We start from the raw sequence: 18,035 nt of genomic DNA on the forward strand, positions 1-18,035 counted from the left end.
CTCGACTAAAAACGGCTATGTTTATTTGTTATTTAATTATCAAATTAAGTTGATTGTAAGCATCCCATAACCAAGGATGCACAACTTTAATATCGTGTTTCAAAATATAATCAATATAGAAATATGCGGCATTTTCTAAAGAACAATTTAAAGCTTGTAATAAACCATCTAAGTATGGTGGTTTACCTTCTTGATCCCACTTTATTTTATCAGCGACAAACAAAACTAAATCTATGTCCGAATAGTTTTTCTTCAATGTTGTATGGCATTCAATAGCTGATAAAATTTCATTGTCTTCAATACCAAAATCCATTTTCGCAATAGACTTAGAAATTTTTTGATGAATTATCATTGGAAAGGCCATTTCTGTTTCGTTTAATTCAATCCCATATTTTTGTGCGACACTAATTCTCTGATTATTTGGATAAACCGCAGAGATATCATGTAAATATCCTGCAATACTTAATTTTTCTGGACTAGTTAAATATTTTTCACCGAGTTGATAGGCATACTCTCCAACTTCCATACAATGATAATACGTCTTCTCACAGTTTTTACTCACTAAATATTGTTTAATTTCATTTTTCAACACCTGTTGATAATCCATTTCCACAGCCCTTTCTCATTCCGATTACTCTTCTAGATAAATAAATTATACTCCTTTCATCCTCTAGCAACCTTTTATTTTTTATTAAATAAACAACTAACTAAATTGAAAAAAATGAAACTTTTTGGTCCTCAAATTCGTCTATAACTAATAGGACGTTCAATTTTGTATAACGTGGAGGTGTATTTTTTAACTTTTTCATTAACCAAAGAGGAGTGAAAGTATGCGACATAAAAAAAGAAAATTCAAAATAAACGGGTATGTATTATTTAGTGGGTTAATCCTCATTGTTCTTGTTTTCATTCAAACGTTCCTATTAACTCAACCCAAGATAACAAGTAAAAATGATGATACTACGCAGACATCGACTAAAAATTCAACTGCAAAAAAAGATTCCCCGACCAAGTTAGAAAAGGAATCAACATACATGACTATTTCATCAAAAAAATATGCTTATTCAGCAGACAAAATCAGAAAATATATAACTGGAGAAGAACCTTACAAAGGTGAAAGATTAGTATTCTTAACCTTTGATGATGGCGTTAATAATCAAATAACCCCACAAGTCCTAGATACATTAAAAAAGTATAACGTCCACGCAACTTTTTTTCTTGTAGGAAATACCCTAACTTCCGAAAATCAAAACATAGTGAAACGCGAAGTCGCAGAAGGGCATTCAATAGGCTTTCATAGTTCAACTCATGATTATGCAACGTTATATCCAAACGGGATTGTCAACACTGAAGAAATACAAGCGGAAATAGCGGACATGGAGAACTCTCTAAAAAAAATACTGGGCGAAACATTTCAAACAACTCTCTGGCGATACCCAGGAGGTCATATGTCATGGGGAGGTACAGAAAAATCTGATGAATTATTCAAACAACTTGGCATCCATTGGATTGACTGGAATGCGATGGTTGGGGATGCGGAGCCGTTAGACAGACAGCCTACTACAGTCGCAGAAATGCTCGCTTTCCATCAACATTCACTTGAGGTTTATCCGGATTATAATATTAGAGTAGTCTTAATGCATGATTCAGTAGATAAGGAATTAACAAAACAAGCATTGCCACAATTAATAGAGTTTTATCAAGCAAATGGTTATCAATTTGGTGTCTTATATTAGAGCAACTTGGAGCACTAAAGGAAGTATTTCTGGTCTTAGTCAATGTTGATTTTCTGCTTATAATGGCGAGCCTTATGGAAGCATCATTAATGCGTTTACGAATCTTGGCGTTAGTTGATAGTTAAGTTGTTTTAGAAATATATTCATTCAAAGTTATTTTTTTGTCTTGGCGTAACTAAAACATACTCCTCACGGAAAGGCCTGATAAATTTTTATTTAGTTATCAAAGGACGTAAGTAGGAAAATTAGGAGTTATTTTCTGTTTCATATCTATAACAACTTCTTCACTATACGCTTTATAAATTCTGAATAATAATTTTACTCACTTGATTTTCTTCTTTAATTACTTTTTTAAAATAAATCCAACAAATCCTTTTTTAGCATACATGCTAAAAAAGGATTTTAGTAAATATAATAATCCTTAGAATATTGTTGAACAATTTCTAAAATGAATCTGTGAGGAATACAGATACTAGTTTGCCCTGGTTCTGATATCCATCCTGTTTTCACCGCAATTTGATCTGGACTATTATCTTTTTTTACACGAACGTGCCCATTTTTAACTTCTATAGTATTATATTGCCCTTTTGATGGATAATATGTTTTGATAAATTCTTTTGAATCATCTAAATTTATACGCTTAATCTCTTTCCCATCTATCTTGACCACAGCATATTTAGTGTCGTCAAAACTTTTGGAGTTAAATGGCTTATTATGAAAAAAAATAAAATATGGAGAAAAAGAGATAGCTATTAAAAAGATAATAACTATTATGTCTCCTTTTTTCATCAGACCCTTTCTATACATTTTTATTAAGAATTAGTGAACTGTTTTTCCATTTGTTTCTGAACATCTTGTCTTTACTCACCTTTCTTCAAGAAATTGTTGAATTTGAATCCGTACATCATAGTCACAATCTTTGTCATTCAGTAATAATATTAATTCTTCTTTTAAACAAACAGGAACTTCCCAAAAACCATCTATTTTCCGGAAATAATCAGGGTCATAATTTTTAAAAAATGGGTACAATTTTAAAAATTCTTCAAAAGATAAATCATATTCTTCATAAAAGTCTTTAACTAATCCTTTTTTAAGAGCCTCTTCTGTTGGAGTGCCATTTTCATTAATAATATTCTTCATAACCATTATTCTGTATAATTCAGACTTATCATATCTTTCTTGTTCATAATCTTGATAAAATTTAAAGCTCTGTTCCACAAGTGGCGGATAAATAATATTCATTTTCTTCAATACTATTACCTCCTATTTTTTATCCATCACTTTTTTTCCACCATAATAGCCTTTTAAAGATACATGATGACTTTTACGATAATCACCAAGATTCTCATCAAACGAAATTTCAGGTTTTATTAATTTTCCATGTGTTCGACGCAATCTTTTTTTTGATTTCGATGTTCTTCTCGCTGGTACAGCCATATTTATTACCTCCTAAATTATAAACGTTTCTAAAATACTTTCCTAATTTGTAATCAGATTTGAATATTTAAAACATACTATTGATACACTAATAAACCGTAACACGCAATTGTGCATTACAGATAAAAAATACAAATCGTAATGATTACGTTTTAACAACGATATCTTATCAACCTTTTTTTAATTTGTCAATATCTTTATTTACATATTCTTATATATAAATAAATCACCTTCCCAACTTGAGTACTTACTTATATTGACCAAATGCTAATGGATTCAATCTGTAAGCATTTGCTTTCTTGATAATTGTTAACTAAATAAATTTGTACAACAAAAAATTCAATATATGCTGATGTGTGTACTTCACTAATAACAATTTTTATTTCATGCCTTTTTTGCTTGACCAAAACAGTAAAATTAAATATAATTCAAATGTAACACAATCAGTTACATTAATATCAGGAAAAAGAAAGAGGTTTTTTATGAAAAAAATAGGATTGCTTTTATTCTCTATTGGACTTACTTCTTTGTTATTATCTTCTTGCTCAAATTATAATATGAGAAAAGATAATAACAGTAGCATAAGCACTAAGACTTCTAATGAGGAGGAAAATATAATGTACAAAAAAATACAAGGTATCGATGCTACTTATTTAATAATGAATCCTGATCCCGTGTTTGGCTCTACTGCAACAATTATCGAAAAAAACGGTAAGGGACTTTTAGTAGATACGCAATTTTCAAAAAAGGACGCAGATAAAATTGTCCAACTTGTAAAGTCAAACAATATTGATATTGAAACAATTTATATTTCATATAGTGATCCTGATTATTACTTTGGAACAAATCAAATAAAAAAATCTTTTCCTAAAGCAAATGTAGTAGCCACAGCTTCTACGATTTCACGGATTAAAGACACTTATAAATCAAAATTATCCGTATGGGCAGATACATTAAAGGAGAACGCACCAGACAAAATTATTATTCCAAATGAAATAAAGGAATCAATTAATTTAGAAGACGTAGAGTTTGAAATCTTTGGTAATGATATAAAAAAACAAGCACTTTATAATAAAAACGATCAACTATTGGTAGGCGGTATTTTAGTTTCTACTGGTAGCCACTTATTTATGGCTGACACTAAATCTATTGACAGTCAATTACAATGGATAAATGATTTAAGTGAATTAGAATCCTTATCACTAAGAACAGTTATTCCTGGTCATTTTGAAGCTGGAAACCAATTTATGCCCCAAAATATTAAATTTACGAAAGAGTATATTGAAAAATTTATTACAGCTGAGAAAGAGAGCAAAGTAAGCAGTGAAATTATCACTAAAATGAAAAACTATTATCCAAAATTACCAGAAGGAAACCTTGAAATGAGTGCTAAAGTTGTAACCGGTGAAATGGATTGGGAATAACACTTTTAAAGTCACTAAGAATAGAGGGCAAGTTCATCGACGGATGAATTTGTCCTCTATTCTTAGTATATTTTACTTGTTTAGTATCTACTTTATTTGGCACGTTAGTTTGAGAAACTTAAACAGTATAATTCACTCTTTTATTACTTATCTCTGCTTTTATGTAAGACTTAGCTTCAAATGGTTGTGGAACTTTACCTGAAACTTCCCAATTTATTTTCTGATGTTCTCCATTTTACTTTACAAAGTCGGCAGAATACTTATACGAATAACTACCCTCTACCTCATTTCCAAGTGCATCTTTTTGTTACAACTTCTGCAGGAGTTAGTACATAGGTGGTGACGATTTTGTACGTACTATTATAATATTTGTAACCGAAGTATTGTATAAGTTTAGCCTTTTTTGTTCTTTTTCATACTTATACTAATTGTCCATTCAATTTAGCTTTAACAAGAACTATCACTACTCCGATAATTATTAATAGCCAGCCAATAATTGCTAAAGGTTTATTCGTGGTACGGTAAGGATAACCCCAATTCCACCCCCAAACAAATCTTGTTGTCATCATTAAAAGAATCAAGCCAATCGCTGCAATAATACTGCCAATAAGTATTACATAATCCATTTTGGTTCCTCCTCAATTTCTCTTGCTTGAAAATATATTTTACAAAGTACATTTATATAGAAATCTAACTTTTATCTACAAATGAATATAAAAATGCATTGAACTAAAAAACTAATCTAAGGTAACTGTTTATAGAGACTAAGCTTTATATAAATTTAGAAATAATACCTAAAAATAAAAAAATATTTTTGCTGTTTGTTCTTTTGTTTTTGTCTTTTTAAATCTCTTAATTGTTTTAATGACATCTAATATAATAGTTTAAAGCAGAGCCTATAAGTATTAATAACTTGCCTTCAATTGTTTTAACCATTAAACTAATTTCACTATATTAAAAACTGGAGAGATTTTTTTGTTTTACTTTCCTCCTTTGTTTTTTTGTTATGTTTTATAAACACTAAATATACTCATATAAGAAAATACAACAACAGAGTGTACAGAAAGGAAAACTTTTCTGTACACTCTCGTATGACTTTAATTTTAAAGGTGCTTTCATTTATTCCCATATAGTACTGAAAAATAGGACTTAACGAATTACAACTGCAAAATTCCTCTCATTATATATACTTTCAAAGGTATTTTTATTGATCCAATATTTACCGGAAATCGGATCAGATACGTGAACCGTTCCATTTTTTAAATCGTAGCCATCTAATGTCACTGCATGATTATTATTTACCGCTTTACCAAAATCCCATATTCCCCATCGTGCCGGTTGAAATTTTATCGTCACCCAAGCAACAATTGGATTATTATTTTTCACTTCCTCTAGTAATTCATCTAAAGAATGACCTGACATATCTTGTACATCTCCATATACTTTTCCCCATTTTACTAAAGGCACAGGATAGATAGCAGAGTAAGTCCATGAGTTTTCAACAAAAGGACTACCTACAAATCCATCATAAGGATTTCCATTAGGAGAGATAGGAATTGTTTTTAAAAATTTGATTAAGTCCCAATCAGGAATTTTTCCTTTATACTGTAAGCCTTGTAATAGTGAAGCCCCCTCACACCCACTAGGCGCTCCTAAGGCATACTGATCATAATTTTTCACTCCAAGTAAGTTGTAATCTTCAGAAGCAAAAGCATTGGTACCAACTATAAAGAATAAGCCAAGTAAAGGTAGAATAAACGATTTTTTTAGTATAGTAACTGTATTTCTATTTATACTCGTTCACCTCTTTAAAATTTATTAAATGCATAATCCTACTGTCATTTTCTAAATTTAAAATGGATTTGACTGTGAAATACCTATTTGCAAGCGATCCAACGGTTCTCCAAAGATTCCTGCATAACTGTCTAGTCCAGGAATAGAACCATTATCTGCACTTACTTTTAACCAGCCTGATCGTTTCGTAGTTTGTGAACGATAGTAAGCCTGTGATAATTTTTCTCCCTTAGGAGTTATATAGTTTAGCTGAACACCATCAATTGCTTGTCCAGGCATACCTGCCGCTCCATTTACTGTATCGCTCTTATCCCCTTTACTTACCCAAGGCAACCATCCGCTTTGAGCCGTGTGAACACGATATTTCATTTGCCCTTTATCTACCTTTATATAAAGCATATCATGTTGACGATTAGGGTAACCTGCGAAACCATCATTGGTATTGTTAAAGTTGGTTACTTCTGGTAACCATGAACCTCCGAGGACCCGCAATCCGTAACGAACATTTGTTGTGAAATTTTTTGGTCCTGGATTTGGAGGCGTAGGCGTAGATCCTCCTTGAAGTATAGGAATTGGGTTAAACCAAGTGCCATCATCTTTATTCCAAGAAGAATGAGCAGAACGCCATTCTTTTTTTGTCATTCCTAAATGTAAATGACTAGAAGTAAACTTTCCTATCAGCTGTCCTTTTTTAACAGTTTGTCCAGTGCTAACTTTAATATCTCCAACATTTCGGCTAAATTCTTGATAAATCACATTTGTGTTTCCCGCTTGTAGTACAATAAATGCACCTAATGAGCCTCCACCTACAGGATCCCAACCAGCATATAAAATTTTACCATCATGCACAGCATACACACTGCCATTTCCATAAATAGCAGAACCAAAGTCAAACCCATCATGGAAATAAGTACCTCCTCGGTTAAATGCAGTGTTCCCGAATTGTTGTCCTTCTTCATATCTTCCCGCATATGGTTTGCCCAGTGGCCACGACCACTCATTAGAAGCTGCGTTGACAGAATAAGAAGAAAACGCCAAAGAAACAACGATAGATAATACCCCTAGAATAGAAAGTAAAATATTTTTCATAGAAACCCCTCCTAATTAATATTTATTACAAGACTAACGTACTGCGACACACGATTTACAGAGTATCCCCCAATGTTATTGGATTTTAGTCAATTGATCTGATTTTATAGTTAGGCACCAACTTAATGATTCTTTTAAACAAAAAATTTGATATAACAGTATTTTTAACTAGTACAACAGGTACTTCTAGAACTAATTCATCTAATGCTTCATGAGATAGATTAATAACAACCAGAACCTTAATTGTGATTTATTTTTTTATTTTACTAACATAAAGTCCTATTACAAAAATAATGGTTCCTACAACAGAAATCGCAAAAGAATTTAATAGTACTTTTTGAAAGGCTTCTCCTTTAATTAAAAACCAAATACAAGAGCTTAGTAATATTACAAAGAACGAATATAACACTAAAACCACATCTTTATTTTTCATTAAAACCACATACACCTTCCAAAACTCCAAATTAGTGACGCTGCTGCTGCCGCAGGCAAAAGACCTTTAAAAGCATACTTTGCTACCAACTTAGCTACTTCTGCGGCTGCTTTTCTTTGTAGAAGACCTACAATACCACCACTAAGTAGACCTTGTATAGCAGAAACTCCTAAAGTATCTTGGATGGCTGTGATAGCACATTGCTTGGCATCTGCACGTTTAAATCGCGTTTGTTGAATATCTTCTTTTACTTGATTTTCAAGTTTAGTTAACTCAGCCGCATGACCATATTTAGCATATAAAACATTGAAATTTAAAGATTCGACGTTACCTAAATCATCATAGGTTACTGCATTATCAAAAATGGAATTTCAATCGTTTTCAAATTCTCTAGAGAATTTTTCTTGTTCAACAGTATTCAATGGCTGTCTCTCTAAATTTTCATTCGTAGCAGCATAAACACTTGCACCAGCACTAGCAAATATACTCAATGCCATAAGTAACGTCATTGCCAAACAGAAGAACTTTGATTTTTTAGAAAAAGTAATTTCCATGTTTAAGTCCCTACTTTCTTTTTTTGTTGGTTACAATTATAGCGATATTAAAGATAGTTTGCTATCAAAATCCCTATTTAACGTTTATCCCATCTTAAAAGAACGCAAACTTCTTAGAATTGTGTTTTCTTTTGTTCTTCGCCAGTTCCTTTTAAACATTAAACTGAATTAAATATATAATAGAGACAGTTACTTAGGGGAGAACCATTACTAAAATTTTTCTTACTGATTTTTATTATCTAAAAAACACACTCTTTTGAAATTGAGAATTACTTCTGACATGCATGACTACCGAATGTCTTGTTCTAATACCCATTTGTTAATTCCTGAAAGAAAATAGGCTAATTTTGAATTAGAGCGTCTAAAAGGTTTTACTTTTAGAGCGGTATATTGTTTATTTCTTACATTAGTTGGAATTGCTTCTCCAGTTTGATATTGACTAGCTTTTGATAATAAAGTTACTTTTTTATTAAGCAGTGGCGTAGGAAACTCTTTTACATCCTGCTCTAATACCCACTTATTTATCCCCTCTAAATAATAAGCTACCTTAGAACTCGATTGTGAAATGCTTTTTACATCCTTGATAATGTACTCTTTATTTCTTAAATCAGTAGGAATTTTTTCTCCAGTTTGATAGTAAGTAGCTCTTGATAATAAAGTAGCAATTTTACCTTTCATTGCATAATTTATTGGTTCTTTTCTAAAATTAATACCAGAATACTTCCATGAATAAACATTATCATTTAATTTCCAGTTACTCATATCTTTTTGATTAGTTAACATCACTTTTTGCCACCAAGGATTCCAAAAGTAGTAATAAGAATCTAACGTATTATTTTTGGCTATAATATAACCGATGACAGTAACTCCATGTGATTTTGCAGGATTATAATTCTGAGTAACGTTGTCTAAATGAACATACACTGGAGCCTTTTTATCAATTTGTGTTTGAACTTCCGCTGGTGTCAATCGACTATTTTTTATATCCAAAGTATAACCATATTCCTTTTGCATAGTTTGAACGGTATGTGCAAAAGGTTTACTTGTAATATACTTCCCATCTACTAATTCTGCTTCTGAGGCAGTACGAAAAGCTTTTTTGATGAGCGTTTTTGCATTGGTTATGGCTTTCCCTTCAATCGAATTAATCATTGTAGATAACGTATAAAATGCACACCATGGTTCTAATCCTTGCGTTTCTGTAATCATCCAATTAGGGATAATATTTCGATTATACTCTGGAACCGTATCATCAGGTACAGAACGTTTCTTTCTATTAAAGTTGTCTACCGATTGCTTAATATCAACTGCTTGTTCACGAGTTGGTTCTTCTGCAGACAGAAGTTGGTGGCTCTCGCTATCAAGGTTCAAAGAAAAGCTGGTACCTTCTGCTGTAGGTGTTAGTCTATTTAACAGCTCAACAAACTGACTAGAAATCGTTAGCGATGGCGTATTGTTCATTAAAGAAACTTCTAATAAATCATGAATAAGCCCAGATTCTTTATCGATAATAGGAAAATAGGCTGTTTGAGTATCTGTTTCATTAGTTAAAGTAAATGGCTGCCCCAAATAAAAATCATCTGTACTTAAAGGTTCTGTATTTTCCACTACAGACAAGTTCTCAAAATAAAATTGCCAATCTTGCTGTGCATACATCCTCAATTCTGAAGGTACTTCTTTTGTTTGAATGAACAGTGGAGTATTATCACCATCCATTGCTGAAACATTAATTCCAAACAAAAGGCTTGTTAAAAACAAGCCTATCCCTAAAATGTATTTTTTCACGGTCCTTTCAACCTCTCTTACTTAAGAATAATCATACCTATAAAGGTATAATCTTTTTGCGGTGTATTATTCACTGAAAAATCCGTAACAGTTAACTTATTTTTATTCGTCAACGTAGTCAGGCTAGAAGGATAGATATAGTTCGACATCCAGATACTTGTACTCATAAATGGTTCTTTAATATTTTCACCATCTGGAGCAACGTATACGTATCCATGCGCTACAGCTAATAAATAAGGTTCCATCCAATCGGTTTTGTTTGGTTTATAACATAGTAATACTGGATGATCTTTATCAAGCTCACTCTTCACTTGGTTGAAATTAAGTTCATTCTTCGTTGCATCAAGCCATTCCATATTTACCCCAATAGAAGTGGCATAGCGAATGCAATCTTTAATAGACACAGAAGCATTATTAAATTCTTTGTCTGTCTTTTTTGGATATACAAATTTTAGTATCGTTTTTGCTGTAATATCTTTTCTATTTGTTTTAAAGTTCAACACTTTAGCAAAAGAATGCTCTATTCCTTGTAAATCATAATGTTGATCATTCGTTTCGAAATTAGCCAAACTCTTCATTTCAGGAGCAGCGTTTACCACATAACCTGATCCCACAAAAAGGATTACTAGTAAAATGGTAGAGATAACTTTCTTCATTTAATTCACCTAACAATTCATTTTAAATTTTGAAATACCAACATAAGAAAGTACAACTAGTAAAAATCCAGCCAACACAACTAAAATAGAGGACATATTTATACGCCAATTTCCACTAATGTTATAAGAATTCAGCAGCCCATAGGTTCCTAGTACGACACTTACTAAACCTAATAGAAAAATTATCCCAAAAAAAGTGTACACTAACATTCTTAATTTTCTTGAAGAACTACTTGTTTCTCTTGTTTTAAATAAAGTGTATATAATCAAAAACGCAAGAATAATAGAAATTAGTTGAACCATCAATATGTCTCCTTCTTACTAATTAAGTCTAGTATCATACATCTTCATGGAAAATATTTTTTTTATCCATATAACCTTTGTAAGAGATTGCAAATAAAAATATGGATATCAAGATAATTTTAAAATTTTTAAACTCGTCAAAAACAAAGTAAGCATAAAGAAAAGATATACCACCTAAAAAAATACAAGCAATAGAAATATTAAACGAAAATTTAACAAATAAGTAGAATTTATTCTTTATTTTTTCATTCAAAATCCCTATAGTAGCGATAAAAACTGAGACTATAAAGATTATTAGGATTAACCCTATTACAAGGTACATCTTTTTCAATCCTTTCGTAAACTCTATTAAGTTAATTCAATGTAGCCATTATTGGGTATTTTGTCAATAGAATCTAATAATTTTGCAGCCTGCTTTCCAGGACTTAGAATCGCACTAATAATTAATCCAACTGCTTTATCTTGTAAATAGTTTTTCGCGCCTTTTATTCCTAGCTTCTCGCTTTCTTTAATAATTACTGGAATCATTTCTTTCTTTACAAATTTCTTTGCACCTTCTTGACCCAATGCTTTAACCATTGCAGACACTGACCCAAAACCTCCGATAATTAATACAACATTAAGCGCAGTATCTAAAACTGTTCCTAAGACGTCAACAGAAATCAAACCATGTCCAGCATTTCTAGGTTGTATTATAAAACCTTGCATAGCGTTTGATAGATATTGTTTATATTGCTCTCTAGACATCCCATTTGTACTTCCATTTTGTAAAGCAATATCATATTGTAGATCTAAAACTTTGTTATATAATTCTAATTGAACAGGAGTCATATTTTCTTTATTGAATTCGGTTTCAAATAGAGAAACTCCTTTGTATTGATTGGCTAGCGCCTCCATCCGTTGCTCTAACTCTTTTGTTGTAGAATTTACTTGTACATAGTTACTCTCTTCATTTGCGTATACTGTAGCCCCTGTTGTTAATATCGGTGATAATCCTAATAACATTGCAACCCCAGTAGTAATACATATTCTCTTTTTCAATATTATACCTCCTATTAGTAGTTTTCTTCTACTAAAAAAGTATATATTCATCAACTATTTACCGTCACTCAAATTCCTTAAATACACTATATTTCTCCCTATATCGTTAATAATCTGGGAACTTTCCTTTTTTTTGCATTCACTTGTATCTTCTTGAATCATCTTATTCTTTATAATTGAATCAATAGCTGTTTTTCTCGGAAAGCCACACAAGACTTCTTCTAACGCAAGTTCCATTTTCGCTTTTTTTGATTCTTTCTTTTTTACTTTCATGGTACAGTTTCTTTAATTGATTTTTTTCGATTCTATGTCAAGAATTCGAACAAAAAAACGTGAAACGGAACCATTCTTTTTCAAAACTAAATCTTTCGCTTTTAATGAAGCAGTTTGTGAACGTATTTGTTCTTTCTCGATAAATGAACGTGCGATGTCAATAAGCTCTTCATCTGAATGGTGATTCCATTGATAATGTTGATTTTCTTTCCTATCAATTTTTCTTAATAAGTTATTCCAAGAGCCATATCTTTGAATAATAAACCAGACACTGGGAACTTCTTTGGGAAACTCGTTTAATTTTTCTTGATATTGACTACATGTTTTTATGCTATTTTCTTCGATAAATTGACTAATTTTAAGAAGTAATTAAAGCTCGTTCATATTTTCCAGAATGCCCCTTCTATCTACTTTTTCATAATGTACCTCTAAATAACTATTTGGAACAGTGTGACACAATCCCTTTTTCGTAAAAGGTAATTGTTTTGGTATTTTCTCAAAAGCCCGCTCTTTTTTGCAAGCCTTGGCTCAAAACTGCAAAATTCGGTCAACATTTTGATATTTTTCGGATGACTTCTGCCGTCAATTTTTCTCTGCTATTTGACACTCTTTTGACCACCTTAATCATCAAATTGAGAAAAGCTAGGACAATTTGAGGAAATTTTTGAATCATTGTCCAAAATTTTGATCTTGAGAAAAGCAAAAAGTCCTTGTTAGACAAGGACTTTTCACACTTATGCGACTTCAAAAAAAGTCAATGTTGATTTTCTACTTAATTACACACAAAAACACCCTCTTGCTGAGCAAGAGGGTGTTCGTTTGTCGAATAGTAAAGATTAACGACGGATTTCTTTGATACGAGCTGCTTTTCCGTGTAATGCGCGTAAGTAGTAAAGTTTTGCACGACGTACTTTACCGTAGCGAACCACTTCAATTTGAGCAACACGTGGTGTGTGTAATGGGAATGTACGTTCCACACCAACACCATTTGAAACTTTACGTACTGTGTAAGTTTCGCTGATTCCAGCACCACGGCGTTTAATTACAACACCTTCGAATAACTGGATACGTTCACGAGTACCTTCGACTACTTTCGCATGAACGCGAACAGTGTCACCAGGGCGGAACGCAGGAATATCCGTACGTAATTGTTCTTGTGTTAATTCTTGAATTAATGGATTCATTTTATCCTTCTCCTTATTCCCAAATATTCTTATGGTCACTTCTGCCACAGCGGAATATTGTAATAGTTAGAGCGCATTGCACTCACCAAATTAGTTTACCACAGACAAAATAAGCTGTAAAGAGAATTTTCTTGAAAGTTCCCTTATTTTTGCTCTTCTTGTTTAATTTCCTCTAATAACTTCAACATTTCAGGCGTCATTTCTACTGATTCCAACATGTCAGGTCGACGTAAAAAGGTCCGTCGTAATGATTCTTTTAGTTGCCATTCTGCAATTAATTTATGGTTACCATTCGTTAGCACGGCAGGGACTTCCATATCGTTGAAAATAGCAGGTCTGGTATATTGTGGATGCTCTAATAGGCCAGTGGAATGTGAATCCGTTTGTGCAGAAAGATTGTTACCTAAGACATCAGGTAATAAACGGACTGTCGCATCAATCATGACCATTGCGCCTAATTCGCCCCCTGTTAAAACGTAATCCCCCAATGAAACTTCATCTGTAACCATCGTGCGAATTCGCTCATCATAGCCTTCATAATGTCCACAAATAAAAACTAAATGTTCTTCTTGTGAAAATTCCTCGGCCATTTTTTGATTAAACGGTTTTCCTGCTGGATCTAATAAGATGACCCGTTTTGGTTGCTGGTTTGTCTCTTCTTCAATTGCTTTTAGGTTATCATAGATCGGTTGTACTTTTAAAAGCATCCCCGCGCCACCGCCATACGGATAATCATCGACCGTTTGGTGTTTGTTATCTGAAAAATCGCGAAAATTAGAGACATTCAATTCTAATAACTGCTTTTCCCGAGCTTTCCCAATAATTGATTCCCCCATTGGTCCTTCAAACATTCTAGGAAAAAGAGTTAATACATCAATTCTCATCGTCAATCAATCCTTCTGGAATGTCCACATCAATCCGTTGATTTTCGACATCGACTTTTGTAACAACGCCTTCAATATACGGTAAAAGTAAATCTTTTTTCTTTGGTCGTTGGACGACCCACACATCATTCGCACCAGGAGATAAAATTTCTTTAATTTTTCCCAGTTCACTACCGGTTTCATCATAAACAGTGGCACCAATGATTTGGTGATAATAAAATTCGTCCTCTGCCAATTCAGCGAGATTGTCTTTTTCAACTTTTAAAATACCGTCACGATATTTTTCAACATCGTTGATATTTGGATGTCCTTCAAAGCTTAAAATGTCAAAATTCTTATGCTTGCGGTGGGACTTCACGACCAATTCAATTGGTGCTTTTTTCTCTTGAAATAGCAGTAACGTTGCCCCTTTTTGATAACGTTCTTCTGGAAAATCCGTTTTCGAAATGACCCGAACTTCCCCTTTGATTCCTTGTGTGTTCACAATTTTTCCTACATTTAAATAATCTGTCACGTGAAAGCCTCTCTTCCTTGTATTTCATCTTTCCTATTCTACCATTTCTTACGCGCAAATTCTATGAAAAAACAAAGGCCAACTTTTCCAGTCAGCCTTTGTTTTTATTAATTCGTTAAACCAGTTAATGTGCCATAAATTAAAAATAAATTCAATAACGTCAAGGCAATAGCAATAATCCAAGCTAAAAATTTCACCCACGCTGGATTCGCAAATTGGCCCATTAATTTTTTATCACTTGTATACATCGTTAAAGGAATAATCGACACTGGCAAAGCAATACTTAGGAAAACTTGCGTATAAAGTAACAAGTCTTCAACAGCCGTTTCGCTACCGCCATAAATAATGACACAGATAATGACTGGCACAATTGCTAACAAACGAGTTAACACTCGTCGTGCCCACAACGGCATTTTTAAATGGATAAAGCCTTCCATTACAATTTGTCCTGACAGCGTACCTGTAATCGTTGAATTTTGACCCGAAGCCAGTAAAGCAATTGCAAAAAGAATACTTAACACTGGGCTAGCAATATTACCAACAATATCTGGATTTTTCAGAGCATCAAATAAATCAACAAATTTACCTAATTCACTGTTGGTTCCATAAAATAATGCTCCTCCTAAAATTAACAACAAACAATTTACGACAAAAGCGACAGTTAATTGAATATTTGAATCCCAAGTAGTGAAACGAATTGCTTTGGCTTTCTCAGCATCATCGTTACGATCAAATTTCCGTGCTTGCGCAATGGAAGAATGCAAATATAAGTTATGAGGCATGACTGTCGCTCCAACGATCCCCAAGGCTAAAAATAACATGGATTTATCTGTCGCTATTTTTGTGTCTGGAATAAAACCTCGTAATACTTCACCAACATTTGGATCTGCTAATGCCACTTCATAAGCAAAAACAAAAAAGATAACTGCAATTAAACAAGAAACAATTGCTTCGATTTTGCGAAAGCCTAACTTTGTCAGTAGCAAAAGTAATAAAACATCAAACGTTGTTATCAACACACCAATTAATAATGGAAAACCAAATAATAATTGCAAAGCAACGGCACCACCAATTACCTCAGCGATATCTGTTGCCATTATGGCTAACTCCGTCACCACCCACAAGGCAACGCCCGTTCGTTTACTTGTATGCTCTCTAGTCGCTTGGGCTAAATCCATTCCTGTCACGATTCCTAAGCGCGCAGCCATACTTTGTAGTAACATGGCAACTAAACTAGAAAGCAAAATCACACTAAGTAACGTGTACTTATATTCCGCTCCGCCAGCAATTGACGTAATCCAATTTCCTGGATCCATATAACCAACAGCCACTAAAGCGCCAGGTCCGCTATAGGCTAACAAAGTTCGCCAAAAGCTTGCGTTTTTAGGTACCTCGACGGTATTATTTATCTCTTCTAAACTAGGTCCATTTGCATAATTAAGCATTTTTTCCGTTTTCTTTTCTTTCATCCAACATCCCTCAATCTATCTTGTTCAAACATTTCACTTTTAGGTACACCTAAAACTAGTTAACATAATTATAGTCTTCTTATTCTTCGCTGTAAACTGTTACATTTTAATTTTTTAAGCACTTTCGCTATAAATCGTTTGGTTTTTACCAAAAAATCCCTTACACTTATTTTATCATAGATCGGAGGTTATGAGGATGAAGTTAGATATGGTCGGTATTATCGTCAACGATATGACACAAGCACTCTCTTTTTACCAAACGCTAGGTTTTAACGTGCTGGGAGAAGCTTCGCCCGATTACACAGAATTACAAAACAATGGCGTCAGGATTTCTTTAAATTCACTACAAATGATTACTGGTGTCTATGGGTTTGCGCCTAGTCAGCAAGGCGATAAAATCGAACTTGCTTTTCTTTGTGAAACGGCCGCAGAAGTTGATAACACCGTGAAAAAAATGAGCCAAGCTGGTTACATTGTTTTTAAAGAACCTTGGAATGCACCTTGGGGCCAACGATACGCAATCATTAAAGACGTGGATGCAAATTTAATTTCACTCTTTGCCCCTCTATAATATTACTAAAAGATGCGCCACTTTCGTTTCTTTTACTCTCTTTCGAAAGATCAGTGCAGAATGGGTCTTAAGTAGGATGTCTTTTCTGTCTCTTTTTTTGTATAATAAACTTATCAAATGATGCGTATCTTACAACTTTGTTCGTTTGCAGAAAGAACAAACGATGTTTTTTATTGATGAAAAGTTATATACTAAAAGTACGATGAGTATAACTAAAGGAGATGAGAAATGTGAGTGTTACCCTATCTAGAAAAATTGTTAATATTATTTCCATTTTGGGCATTGTTGCAACCATAATTGCAACCATCTATTTTATCCGATTAGGTGTCTTCAAGGACATCAATGCACTAAGAGGACTAGTAGGGCAATCTGTCATTCTCGGTCCGATTATTTTCATGTTAATTCAGATTATTCAAGTGGTTATTCCGATTATTCCTGGTGGTGTTAGCTGTGCTGCAGGGGTCTTGATTTTCGGGCCAACAATGGGCTTCGTCTATAATTACGTTGGTATTGCACTTGGCTCTATTATCATTTTCTTATTAGGTCGTAATTATGGGAAACCATTCATTATGAGCCTTGTCAGTGATAAAACATATAACAAGTATATCGGTTGGTTAGACAATGAAAAACGTTTTGAACGATTGTTTGCTTTAGCAATTTTCTTCCCGATTGCACCAGATGATGCGCTTTGTTTAATGGCCGGTTTAACAAAAATGTCTGTGAAAAAATTTACTCTGATTATTTTATTAGCAAAACCTGCTTCTATCTATTTATATAGTCTTGCGTTAATTTATGGCGGTACATTTTTAACTAGCTTACTGGGAATGTAAAATAAATAAAAAAGCGAACGGACTAAATCAAAACTCTGCCTGTGTCAGTTTGATTTAG

The 18,035-nt window shown here is 33.1% G+C and carries 21 protein-coding genes; 4 read left to right on the forward strand and 17 right to left on the reverse strand.

The window, feature by feature from the left end; all coding sequences use genetic code 11:
* Window positions 1–28 precede the first annotated feature (28 nt).
* Window positions 29–607: a bis(5'-nucleosyl)-tetraphosphatase (symmetrical) YqeK gene (gene yqeK / locus IGL36_RS07835; RefSeq protein WP_002398399.1), complete on the reverse strand. Its 579-nt coding sequence runs from the start codon at window positions 605–607 to the stop codon at window positions 29–31.
* A 223-nt stretch (window positions 608–830) separates the two neighbouring features.
* On the opposite strand from yqeK, the gene IGL36_RS07840 reads away from it, so the two are divergent.
* Window positions 831–1,736, forward strand: a complete 906-nt coding sequence (locus IGL36_RS07840) for a polysaccharide deacetylase family protein (protein ID WP_002398402.1) — start codon at window positions 831–833, stop codon at window positions 1,734–1,736.
* A gap of 402 nt (window positions 1,737–2,138) precedes the next feature.
* Here IGL36_RS07840 and IGL36_RS07845 read toward each other — a convergent pair whose 3' ends face one another.
* From IGL36_RS07845 to rpmF, 3 genes are read right to left on the reverse strand one after another with little or no spacing between them, the layout of a single operon-like run.
* A complete protein-coding gene (locus IGL36_RS07845) occupies window positions 2,139–2,543 on the reverse strand; it encodes a NusG domain II-containing protein (RefSeq protein ID WP_002398403.1) in 405 nt (134 codons plus the stop codon).
* 57 nt (window positions 2,544–2,600) lie between these two features.
* Window positions 2,601–2,978 (reverse strand): hypothetical protein, encoded by a 378-nt coding sequence (locus IGL36_RS07850; protein WP_002394546.1) that lies wholly within the window; start codon window positions 2,976–2,978, stop codon window positions 2,601–2,603.
* A 21-nt stretch (window positions 2,979–2,999) separates the two neighbouring features.
* On the reverse strand, window positions 3,000–3,173 hold the full coding sequence (gene rpmF / locus IGL36_RS07855) for a 50S ribosomal protein L32 (protein ID WP_002371955.1): 174 nt from the start codon (window positions 3,171–3,173) through the stop codon (window positions 3,000–3,002).
* 482 nt (window positions 3,174–3,655) lie between these two features.
* Between rpmF and IGL36_RS07860 the strand changes: the two genes are divergently transcribed.
* On the forward strand, window positions 3,656–4,597 hold the full coding sequence (locus tag IGL36_RS07860; protein WP_023628279.1) for an MBL fold hydrolase: 942 nt from the start codon (window positions 3,656–3,658) through the stop codon (window positions 4,595–4,597).
* 419 nt (window positions 4,598–5,016) lie between these two features.
* On the opposite strand, the gene IGL36_RS07865 is transcribed toward IGL36_RS07860, so the two are convergent.
* From IGL36_RS07865 to IGL36_RS07925, 13 genes are all read right to left on the reverse strand, one after another.
* Window positions 5,017–5,223 carry a hypothetical protein gene (locus tag IGL36_RS07865; protein WP_002371958.1) on the reverse strand — a complete coding sequence of 69 codons (207 nt, stop codon included), beginning with the start codon at window positions 5,221–5,223 and terminating at the stop codon, window positions 5,017–5,019.
* Between the two features lie 523 nt (window positions 5,224–5,746).
* A complete protein-coding gene (locus IGL36_RS07870; protein ID WP_002371960.1) occupies window positions 5,747–6,277 on the reverse strand; it encodes a C39 family peptidase in 531 nt (176 codons plus the stop codon).
* Between the two features lie 171 nt (window positions 6,278–6,448).
* Window positions 6,449–7,480, reverse strand: coding sequence for a M23 family metallopeptidase (locus IGL36_RS07875; protein ID WP_002391269.1), 1,032 nt, complete (start codon window positions 7,478–7,480; stop codon window positions 6,449–6,451).
* A 250-nt stretch (window positions 7,481–7,730) separates the two neighbouring features.
* A complete protein-coding gene (locus IGL36_RS07880) occupies window positions 7,731–7,928 on the reverse strand; it encodes a hypothetical protein (RefSeq protein ID WP_002371962.1) in 198 nt (65 codons plus the stop codon).
* 356 nt (window positions 7,929–8,284) lie between these two features.
* Window positions 8,285–8,467: a hypothetical protein gene (locus IGL36_RS07885; RefSeq protein WP_002371963.1), complete on the reverse strand. Its 183-nt coding sequence runs from the start codon at window positions 8,465–8,467 to the stop codon at window positions 8,285–8,287.
* 288 nt (window positions 8,468–8,755) lie between these two features.
* The gene (locus IGL36_RS07890) at window positions 8,756–10,252 is read right to left on the reverse strand and encodes a C47 family peptidase (protein WP_002398405.1); all 1,497 of its coding nucleotides are present in this window, start codon (window positions 10,250–10,252) and stop codon (window positions 8,756–8,758) included.
* Window positions 10,253–10,269: 17 nt separating this feature from the next.
* Complete coding sequence (locus tag IGL36_RS07895) at window positions 10,270–10,908, reverse strand: C47 family peptidase (RefSeq protein ID WP_002371966.1); 639 nt, start codon at window positions 10,906–10,908, stop codon at window positions 10,270–10,272.
* A gap of 651 nt (window positions 10,909–11,559) precedes the next feature.
* Window positions 11,560–12,252 (reverse strand): hypothetical protein, encoded by a 693-nt coding sequence (locus IGL36_RS07900; protein WP_002391270.1) that lies wholly within the window; start codon window positions 12,250–12,252, stop codon window positions 11,560–11,562.
* A gap of 54 nt (window positions 12,253–12,306) precedes the next feature.
* The gene (locus IGL36_RS07905; RefSeq protein ID WP_002371972.1) at window positions 12,307–12,525 is read right to left on the reverse strand and encodes a hypothetical protein; all 219 of its coding nucleotides are present in this window, start codon (window positions 12,523–12,525) and stop codon (window positions 12,307–12,309) included.
* An 836-nt stretch (window positions 12,526–13,361) separates the two neighbouring features.
* The gene (gene rplS, locus IGL36_RS07910) at window positions 13,362–13,709 is read right to left on the reverse strand and encodes a 50S ribosomal protein L19 (RefSeq protein ID WP_002357176.1); all 348 of its coding nucleotides are present in this window, start codon (window positions 13,707–13,709) and stop codon (window positions 13,362–13,364) included.
* A 143-nt stretch (window positions 13,710–13,852) separates the two neighbouring features.
* Entirely contained in the window at window positions 13,853–14,593 is a 741-nt protein-coding gene (gene trmD / locus IGL36_RS07915; protein WP_002381776.1) for a tRNA (guanosine(37)-N1)-methyltransferase TrmD, read from the reverse strand.
* Window positions 14,583–15,107, reverse strand: a complete 525-nt coding sequence (gene rimM / locus IGL36_RS07920) for a ribosome maturation factor RimM (protein ID WP_002362017.1) — start codon at window positions 15,105–15,107, stop codon at window positions 14,583–14,585. Before rimM ends, trmD begins: the two co-directional genes overlap by 11 nt.
* 107 nt (window positions 15,108–15,214) lie before the next feature.
* Complete coding sequence (locus IGL36_RS07925; RefSeq protein ID WP_002360069.1) at window positions 15,215–16,576, reverse strand: Nramp family divalent metal transporter; 1,362 nt, start codon at window positions 16,574–16,576, stop codon at window positions 15,215–15,217.
* Between the two features lie 196 nt (window positions 16,577–16,772).
* Here IGL36_RS07925 and IGL36_RS07930 point away from each other — a divergent pair, with 196 nt between their 5' ends.
* Window positions 16,773–17,147, forward strand: coding sequence for a VOC family protein (locus IGL36_RS07930; RefSeq protein ID WP_002381774.1), 375 nt, complete (start codon window positions 16,773–16,775; stop codon window positions 17,145–17,147).
* Between the two features lie 221 nt (window positions 17,148–17,368).
* Window positions 17,369–17,977 (forward strand): TVP38/TMEM64 family protein, encoded by a 609-nt coding sequence (locus IGL36_RS07935; RefSeq protein WP_002383106.1) that lies wholly within the window; start codon window positions 17,369–17,371, stop codon window positions 17,975–17,977.
* The last annotated feature ends 58 nt before the right edge of the window (window positions 17,978–18,035 follow it).

It is taken from the genome of Enterococcus sp. AZ011 (assembly GCF_050548355.1).
Taxonomy (GTDB): domain Bacteria; phylum Bacillota; class Bacilli; order Lactobacillales; family Enterococcaceae; genus Enterococcus; species Enterococcus faecalis.